This window comes from Actinomadura rubrobrunea NBRC 15275, assembly GCF_001552235.1.
Lineage (GTDB): Bacteria > Actinomycetota > Actinomycetes > Streptosporangiales > Streptosporangiaceae > Spirillospora > Spirillospora viridilutea.
In genome coordinates this window covers 1-8325 of record NZ_BCQU01000147.1, presented here as the reverse complement: position 1 = coordinate 8325, position 8325 = coordinate 1, and the positions used below count along the sequence as shown (strand labels likewise).

Sequence of the window (8325 nt, the reverse complement as noted above, 5' to 3'; positions counted from 1 at the left end):
CTGGCGTCGAAGGCCGCGGCCGGGCGGGCGGACGGGGACGCCCCGGACCCCCGCCCGGCCGGCGTCCGGCCCGCGGCGGTCGGGTGGAGCCTGGCCGCGCTCGCGGTGGCGGCGCTGCTCGTCCTGCGCCCCCACCTGCCCGCCGGGCACGTCCGCCTGCTGGAGGCGACCTTCAGCATGGTGACGCTCGCCCAGGCGTGGAACCTGGTGGGCGGATTCTGCGGATACCCCTTCTTCGGGCAGGTGGCGTTCTGCGGGCTCGGCGGCTACTGCGTCGCGGTGCTCATGGCCAAGGCCGACTGGCCGTTCTGGGGGGCCCTCTGCGCGGCGGGGCTGTGCGGCGCCCTGGCCGCGCGCCTGATCGGGCCGCCGCTGCTGCGGCTGCGCCGGCACTACTTCGCGATCGCCACGATCGGGCTGGTCATCGCGCTGCGCGAGCTGGCGGTCAACACGCCGTGGCTGACCGGCGGCGGGGCGGGCGTCGTCATCCCCGTCGGCGGGGACGGCCGGTCCGCCGGGCTCCCCGGATCCGACGCCGTCTATGCGGCGCTCCTGCTGCTGGCCGTCGCCGCCACGGCGGCCGCCGCCGCGGTGTCGAGCGGCCGGTCGGGCTGGGCGCTGCGCGCGATCGCACAGGACGAGGACGGCGCGGCGGCCCTGGGCGTGAACGTCGCGCGCACCAAGACCCGGGTGTTCGTGCTGTCGGCCGCGCTCACCGCCCTGGTCGGCGGACTGCACGCCGCCGACCAGCCCGTGCTCTACCCGGAGGCGACGTTCGACCTGGAGATCACCGTGATGGTGATCGCCATGGTGCTGGCGGGCGGGCGGGGCACCGTCGTCGGCCCCCTGGTCGGGGCGGCGGGCGCGCAGCTGCTGCTCGGTTTTCTCCTGCACGCGCCGTTGCCGCACGTGCACGTGCTGGTCATGGCGGTGGGCATCGCCGTGGCGGTGCTCCTCTTCCCCCAGGGGATCACGGGATTGGTCGCGTCGGCGTGGCGCACCCGCGGGGCGCCTTCGCTGTCGATGATGCGGCGGTGCCGCCGGTGAGCGCCGATCGGCGGGTCTTCGGCCCGGCGGGTCCGCCGGAGGGGCACGCGCCCGCCGTGCAGGTGCGCGACCTGGCCGTCCGGCTCGGGACGTGCTGGGCGCTGAACGACCTGTCGCTGACCGTGCCGGCCGGACAGATCCTCGGCGTGATCGGTCCCAACGGGGCGGGGAAGAGCACCCTGATCAACGTGATCGGCGGCCAGCTGCGCCCGGCGCGCGGACGGGTCGTGGTGCACGGCCGCGACATCACCGGGGCCAGGCCGTGGCAGGCGGTCGCGGCGGGCGTCGCGCGGACCTTCCAGGTCCCCCGGGTGTTCCCCGACATGAGCGCCCGCGACAACGTGGCCGTCGGCGTGCTGCACGGCCGGTACCGCGTAAGCGGCCGCCGCGCCGTCGCCGCGCTCGCCGACGAGCTGCTGGAAGAGGTCGGGTTCACCGCCGCGCCCGGGACGCCGCCCGATCGCCTGGGCCTGGCCGACGCCCGACGGCTGGAGCTGGCGAGGGCGCTGGCGCTGCGGCCGAGCCTGCTGCTGCTCGACGAGCTGATGGCCGGGCTGCGGCCGTCCGAGGCGGAGCAGTGCCTCGACGTGCTGCGCCGACTGCGCGACTCGGGGATGACGATCTTGTGCGTGGAGCACGTCTTGAAGATCATCTTGGCGGTGAGCGATCAGGTGCTGACCATGGAGAAGGGCAGGAAGCTGCTGATGGGCGCTCCGTATGACGTCGTAGGGCATCCGCGTGCGGTCGAGAGCTGCCTGCGGGCCCGGTACGGCCGTCCCCAGGGCGGATGAACCTGCTGTCGGTGCGCGGCCTGGTCGCCGGTCCCGGGCGCGGCCGCGTCCTCAACGGCGTGGACCTGGACGTCGCCGCCGGCGAGATCGTCGCGCTGGTCGGTCCGGCGGGGGCGGGCAAGACCACGCTGCTGCACGCGGTGGCCGGGCTGATCCCCGTCCGGGGCGGGACGGTGCGGCTGGGCGGACGGGACGTCACCGGCATGCCGGTCGAACGGCTCGCGCGCCGCGGTCTGGCCCTCGTCCCGGAGGACGGCGCGCTGTTCGACGGGCTGACGGTCGCGGAGAACCTCAGGCTGGGGGCCCTGCGGGAGGACCGGATCGACATGGAGCCCGTCCTGGAGCTGTTCCCCGTGCTGCGTCGGCGCCTGGACCGCGCCGCCGGCACGCTGCCGTACGGCGAGCGGCGCATGTGCGCCATCGCCCGGGCGATGATGGGACGGCCCGGCCTGCTGATGATCGACGACGTGTCCTACGGGCTGGCGCCCAAGAGCGTCGACGAGATCCTGCTGCGGCTCGGCGACATCGGTGCGATGGGCACCGCGATCCTGCTCGCCGAGCAGGCGGCGGAGGTCGTGATGTCGGTGGCGGGGCGCGCCTGCGTGCTGGAGGCCGGGTCGGTGGTGTTCGAGGGCAGCGCCGGCCGGATGCTCGCCGACGTCCGCATGCGGTCAACGTATCTGTAGCCGTCCGCCCGGCGGCGATGTCACAGCGAGGGTGCCCCGTGCGTCTTAAATGGCGGAGTACTCGCCGGCGCGCATGTCCTTCGACTGGTGCGCCCAGGGAGGCATCCAGTTGATTTTTGAACTTCCCCGAACGGCGAATCCGTGCTGCCTGACAATTGTCACTGTGCGTGAGGGCGTATTAGGGATTTGCTGATCCGCCACTTGATGATCATGGCGGGGTAAGGTATATGTGACCCTGGCGCTCGCATATTGGGCCTCGTGTGTTCCGTGGTCGGGTCGGGCCGCGTGCGGGCGTGCCCATCTGCGTAAATCTCGACCCTCTCTTAAGAGTAGGTTCGGCCGCCGCGGGCCTTCCCCTCGTTACATGTATGGCAATACTTGTTGTTGTCGATGTCACATCGGGTGGTTATGCTGTATTCATTGTAGAAACGTATCCATGTGATATCGCAGGCTGTCGACGGGGTGATGTCAGGGGGCGCTCGTCCGAGGCCGGGAAATGAGCAGCTATGCATGCCATGCAACGATTCACGCGACCCACCACGCCACGCTTCGTGCAACTGGATGGCGGTGCGGACGGACGCGGTCCGGCCGACCTGTTCTTTTCCATCGGCCCGCTGATTGGACGCGCCGCGGAGCTGGAGGCGCTGCGTGAGCTGCTCCTGGCCCCCGCGGCGCGGATGGTGGCGCTCACCGGCCCGGCCGGCGTCGGCAAGAGCCGACTGGCGGTCGCCCTCTTCGAGGAACTGTGCGCCAAGCTCGACGGCGGCTGCTACGTGGACCTGGGGCGGCTGGAGCGCGGAGCCGGTCTGGCCGAACGGCTGAGCCGGGCGCTGGAGCCGGCGGACGGGCGGCTCGAACCGGAGGGGCGTCCCCCGCTGGCCCGCATCGCCGAGTGGTTCGGCGACCGGGAGGCTCTGCTCGTCCTCGACCACTGCGAGGACCTCATGGACGAGGTCGCCGCCCTCGCCCGCCCCTTGCTCGCCGAATGCCCGCAGCTGCGTGTGCTGGTCGTCGGACAGGAGGCCCCCCACCTGTACGAGCGTGCGCTGTTCCGCCTCGCCCCCCTGCCGGTCCCGGGGCCGGACACGTCCCCGGAGCACCTCGCGCACGTGCCGTCCGTCGAACTCCTCCTGCAGCGGGCCAGGGTGGTGCGCCCGGGATTCGACCTCACCGACGAGAACCGGGACACCGTCGCCGAGCTGTGCCGGCGGCTCGACGGCCTGCCGCTGGCGATCGAACTGGCGGCGTCCCGGCTGAAACTGCTGACGCCGGGCGCGTTGCTCGACGCGTTGGACGAGGGACTGGACTGCCTGTACGGAAGCCGGGCCGACACGCTGTCCCAGCACCTGAGCATGAAGGCCGCGATCGCGCGCAGCTGCGACCGGCTCACCGAGACCGAATGGTCCGGATTCATCCGGCTGGCGGTCTTCACCGGCGCGTTCGGGATCAGCGCGGCCCACGCGGTGGTGCCGCCGTCCGCCGAGCCGGTGGACGCGCTGCTGTCCACCCTGGTCGACAAGAACCTGCTGACCCAGGAGGACCAGGGCAACGGCGAGCTCGGCTTCTCCATGCTGGGCACCGTGCGCTCCTTCGCGCTCAACGCGCTGCGCCAGGCCGGAGAGCTGGAACGCGTGGAGCAGGCGCACGCCGCCTACTTCCTCGCGGTCGCCCAGGCGGCCGAGCACGAGTTGCGCGGCCCGCAACAGGGCAGCTGGAGCCGGCAGCTCACCCGGTGGAACCGGGAACTGGAGGCGGCCTTCGACTTCTTCGTGGAACGTTTCGACGGCGGGGAGGCCGCCGCCCTGGCCACCGCGCTGCGACCGTACCTGATCGCGTCGGGTCGACTGCGCGACGGTTTGGACCGGTTGAACCGGGCCCTGGCGGTGGGCGGCCTCACCCGCGAGCAGGAGGCCGCGGCCCTGGAGGCGGCCGCGGAACTGAGCGTCCTGCTACGCGAGGACGACGCCGAGGAACGGGTCGGACGCGCGCGGGAGAGGTGCCGGACCGTGGGCGACCACCGAGGCGCCGCCGCATGCCTGCACCATCTCGGCACGGCCGCGTACCTGCGCGGGGACCTGGACGCCGCGGCCGATCTGCTGCGCGAGGCCGCGGCGGCCCGCCGCTCGAGCGGGGACGCGCACGGGCACGGCCGCGCGACGCGCGACCTGGCCGCGGTGCGCCGCGACCTCGGCGACCTCGCCGAGGCGGCGCGGCTCGCCGACTCGGCGATCGAGACGTTCCGCTGGCTCGGCGACGCCCGGGAAGAGGCGATCGGCTGCGCCGTGCTCGGCGGCGTCGCCGCGCAGCGCGGCGACCTGTCCCGCGCCGAGGAACTGGTCGGCCGGGCGCTGGAGCTGCTGGCCGACGGCACCGAGGCGACCGCGGTGCCCGGCTGCCTGGAGACCGCCGCGGACATCCTGGCGCGCCACGGCCGCGACCGGGAACGCTGGCGGCGCTGCGCCGTGCTGCTGTCGGCCGCGGGCGCCCTGCGCGGCGAACTGGGCGTCCCGGCGCCCGACCACCTGCGGCCGGCGCTCGACGACCTGGTCGAGCGCGCCCGGATCCGGCTCGGCGGCGCCGCGTTCGGCGCCGCCTGGGACGAGGGGCGCCGCACGTCCGCGCGCCGCGCGATCGCGACGGCCCTCCAGCCCGTCCCCCAGGACGCCAGAACCCCCCGCAGGTTCGACCTCGAACTGGTGAGCCCGCTGACCCAGCGCGAGCACGAGGTGGCCGAGCTGGTCGCGCACGGCCTGACCAACCGGGAGATCGCCCGGCGGCTGGGCATCGCCGAATGGACGGCGGTCAACCACCTTCGAAAGATCATGCGCAAGCTCAACTGCTCGTCGAGGGTGCACGTGGCCAACTGGGTGACGCATCGGCAGACCCAGGAGAACGCCGGCTACCGGAGAACGGTCTCCTGACACCGCGGGCCGCCCTGTCAGGCGGACGGCCCCTGGGGAGCGTCCGACCGGCGCGGGGCGGACCCGCCCCTCGGCCGGATCTCGGTGAACAGCTGCAGCGTCACCGGCCGGAAGTGGCGGGCCGCCTCGGCCGGCCAGCGCAGCGCCAGCGAGGCGAACATGGTGTCCAGCACGATCTTCAGATAGGGCAGCTCGGAATCGCGGCACGGCACCCGCGTGCACATCCCCGACACGGTCGACCACGTCTCGCGGCGGCCCAGGCAGAGCCGGCCGCGTCCGATCAGCCCGCGTTCCCGCGACGGCCGCAGGTTGACCGACTCCCAGAAGAGCGACGGCGCGGCCTGCCCGCCCGGCCATGACGACCTCGCCTCCGGGGGCAGTTCCAGGTGCAGCGCGAACCCCGCCAAGTCCCCGTTCGGCCGCAGGTAGAAGGAACCGTGGAAATCCGTCAACCGGAGCAGGGGACGCGGTCCCCGCCGGTCCATCAGCGACAGGGTCGCCTCGCTGGCGTCCGCGTCGACCTTCCAAGCTTTCGGGTCGGCGTAGGCGGTCTCCGGAGCGGAGTCCATGTCTCACCTCACTGAAAGGGCTCGCCCCGCATGACGGGGCACCGCACGGGGGTGGAGAGCTGCGGCCGCCGGCCAGGTCGTGCCCGAGCCATGACCGGTCACCAATGAAGACGCGCGGCGCCCCTTTCGGCGTGACATCGCCGCCCCGACCACGGGCTCCGCCGCCCGATGTCACATTTCGGCGGCCGCTCGCGTCTTCACGGGAGATGGAGAGCTGTTCGGGTCCCGACTGGGCTGTCGAAGGCTGGTGAGTACACGGATGTCAGTGGAAGGCAAGGTGCTCGGCGCGGCCGACGCGATAGACGAGCGCTTCGGATCCTCGTCGTTCTTCCGCCGCGCCATGCGCAAGGCGTTCCCCGATCACTGGTCGTTCCTGCTCGGCGAGATCGCGCTGTACTCCTTTTTCGTCCTGCTGCTGACCGGGGCGTTCCTCACCCTGTTCTTCAAGCCCAGCATGGCGGAAACGGTCTACGACGGCGCCTACGAGCCGCTGCAGGGAGTGCGGATGAGCGAGGCCTACGCCTCCGTCCTGCACATCTCCTTCGAGGTGCGCGGCGGGCTGCTTCTGCGGCAGATCCACCACTGGGCCGCCAACATCTTCCTCGCGGCCATGATGGTCCACATGCTCCGCATCTTCTTCACCGGAGCATTCCGCAAACCGCGCGACGTCTCCTGGCTCCTCGGCGTCGCCCTGCTCGCGCTCTCCCTGGCCGAGGGCTTCGCGGGCTACTCGCTGCCCGACGACCTGCTGTCGGGCACCGGGCTGCGCATCGCGCACGGCATGGTCATGGCGATCCCCGTGGTGGGCAGCTACCTGGCCTTCTTCCTCTTCGGCGGGGAGTTCCCCGGCGAGGACCTGATGACCAGGCTCTACATCCTGCACGTGCTGCTGATCCCCGGGATCATGCTCGCGCTCGTGCCGCTGCACGGGATCGTGCTGCCCTGGCGCGTGATGCACACCCACTTCCCCGGACGCGGCCGGACCGAGCGCAACCAGATCGGCGTGCCGTTCTTCCCGGTGTTCGTGGCGAAGACCACGGCCTTCGCCATGTTCGTCGTCGGCGTCACCGCGCTGCTGGCCACGTTCCTGCAGATCAACCCGGTGTGGCTGTACGGCCCCTACCAGCCCTCGGAGATCAGCGCCGGATCCCAGCCGGACTGGTACCTGGGCTGGCTGGAGGGCGCGCTGCGCATCATGCCCTCCTGGGAGATCACCGCCTTCGGGCACACGCTGACCCTCAGCCTGATCATCCCGGGCCTGGTGGTGCCGGGGCTGCTCTTCACCGGGCTGGCGCTCTATCCGTTCCTGGAACGGTGGGCCACCAACGACCCGCGCTACCACAACCTGCTCGACCGGCCGCGCGACGCCGCCACCCGCACCGGCATCGGGGCGGCCGGCGTCACCTTCTTCGGCCTGCTGTGGCTGGCCGGCGGCAACGACGTCATCGCCAAGACCTTCCACGTCCCGCTGTTCGCGACCACGTGGGTCTTCCGCTTCGCCGTCCTCGCCGGGCCGGTCCTGGCCTTCTTCATCACGCGCCACCTCTGCCTGGGCCTGCAGCGCCGGGACCAGGAGACGTTGGCGCACGGCGTCGAGACGGGCGTGATCAAGCGGTCGCCGTCGGGCGCGATGACCGAGATCCACAAGCCGCCGTCCGCCGACCAGCTGCCCAAGCTGCGCGCCCGCAAGACGCTGCCGCGCATCCCCGCCGGTTCCGACGGCAACGGCGTCCCCGCGCCGGTCGCCCGGCGCGCGATCGGCAAGGTGCGGGTCGCCCTCAACCGCGCGTACGTCGACGGCTCCCTGACCAACGGCGACGGCGACGGGCACCTGAAGCGCGGCGCGATGGCCAAGACGCCCGCGGCCATCGAGCAGGGCTCGGGTGAGGACGCCTGATGACCGCTGAGGAGACCACGCGCGGCGGCGCACGCCGCGACGTGGTCATCCTCGGATCGACCGGATCCATCGGCACCCAGGCCGTCGACGTCGTCACGCGCAATCCCGAGCGGTTCCGGGTCGTCGGGCTGGCCGCCGGGGGCCGCCGTGTCGACCTGCTCGCCCGGCAGGCGGCCGCGCTCGGCGTCGAGGCCGTCGCGGTTCCGCACGAGAGCGCCGCCGAGGAGCTGCGGTCCCGGCTGGCCGCCGCGTGCACGGACCGCGAGGCCGCGCCGCCCAAGGTCCTGGCCGGCCCGGACGCCGTCGCCGAACTGGCGCGGTGGCCGTGCGACGTGGTGCTGAACGGGGTGACCGGGGCGCTCGGCCTGTCGTCGACGCTCGCCGCGTTGGACGCGGGGCGCGTGCTGGCGTTGG

6 protein-coding genes and 1 pseudogene are annotated in these 8325 nt (G+C 72.6%); 6 read left to right on the top strand and 1 reads right to left on the bottom strand.

All coding sequences use genetic code 11. The features are described 5' to 3' along the window. The 4 genes from AR3_RS27815 to AR3_RS27800 form a co-directional block, all read left to right on the top strand. The coding region (locus AR3_RS27815) for a branched-chain amino acid ABC transporter permease (protein WP_067918436.1) at nucleotides 1–1047 on the top strand (1047 nt) is incomplete at its 5' end. Continuing rightward, nucleotides 1044–1838, top strand: a complete 795-nt coding sequence (locus AR3_RS27810) for an ATP-binding cassette domain-containing protein (RefSeq protein ID WP_067918438.1) — start codon at nucleotides 1044–1046, stop codon at nucleotides 1836–1838. The genes AR3_RS27815 and AR3_RS27810, both read left to right, overlap by 4 nt. Then, nucleotides 1835–2524 (top strand): ABC transporter ATP-binding protein, encoded by a 690-nt coding sequence (locus tag AR3_RS27805; protein WP_067918434.1) that lies wholly within the window; start codon nucleotides 1835–1837, stop codon nucleotides 2522–2524. The genes AR3_RS27810 and AR3_RS27805 overlap by 4 nt, the downstream gene beginning before the upstream one ends. Before the next feature lie 551 nt (nucleotides 2525–3075). Next, the gene (locus AR3_RS27800; protein WP_067918433.1) at nucleotides 3076–5445 is read left to right on the top strand and encodes an ATP-binding protein; all 2370 of its coding nucleotides are present in this window, start codon (nucleotides 3076–3078) and stop codon (nucleotides 5443–5445) included. A gap of 17 nt (nucleotides 5446–5462) precedes the next feature. Here the strand turns inward: AR3_RS27800 and AR3_RS27795 are convergent, their stop codons facing one another. Next, the gene (locus AR3_RS27795) at nucleotides 5463–6014 is read right to left on the bottom strand and encodes a hypothetical protein (protein ID WP_067918431.1); all 552 of its coding nucleotides are present in this window, start codon (nucleotides 6012–6014) and stop codon (nucleotides 5463–5465) included. A 259-nt stretch (nucleotides 6015–6273) separates the two neighbouring features. Between AR3_RS27795 and qcrB the strand changes: the two genes are divergently transcribed. Together qcrB and AR3_RS27785 are read left to right on the top strand one after the other, a co-directional pair. Then, nucleotides 6274–7911, top strand: a complete 1638-nt coding sequence (gene qcrB, locus AR3_RS27790) for a cytochrome bc1 complex cytochrome b subunit (protein WP_083952161.1) — start codon at nucleotides 6274–6276, stop codon at nucleotides 7909–7911. Beyond that, nucleotides 7911–8325 (top strand): annotated as a pseudogene (locus AR3_RS27785) (1-deoxy-D-xylulose-5-phosphate reductoisomerase); the annotation flags it as partial. The gene qcrB and the pseudogene AR3_RS27785, both read left to right, overlap by 1 nt.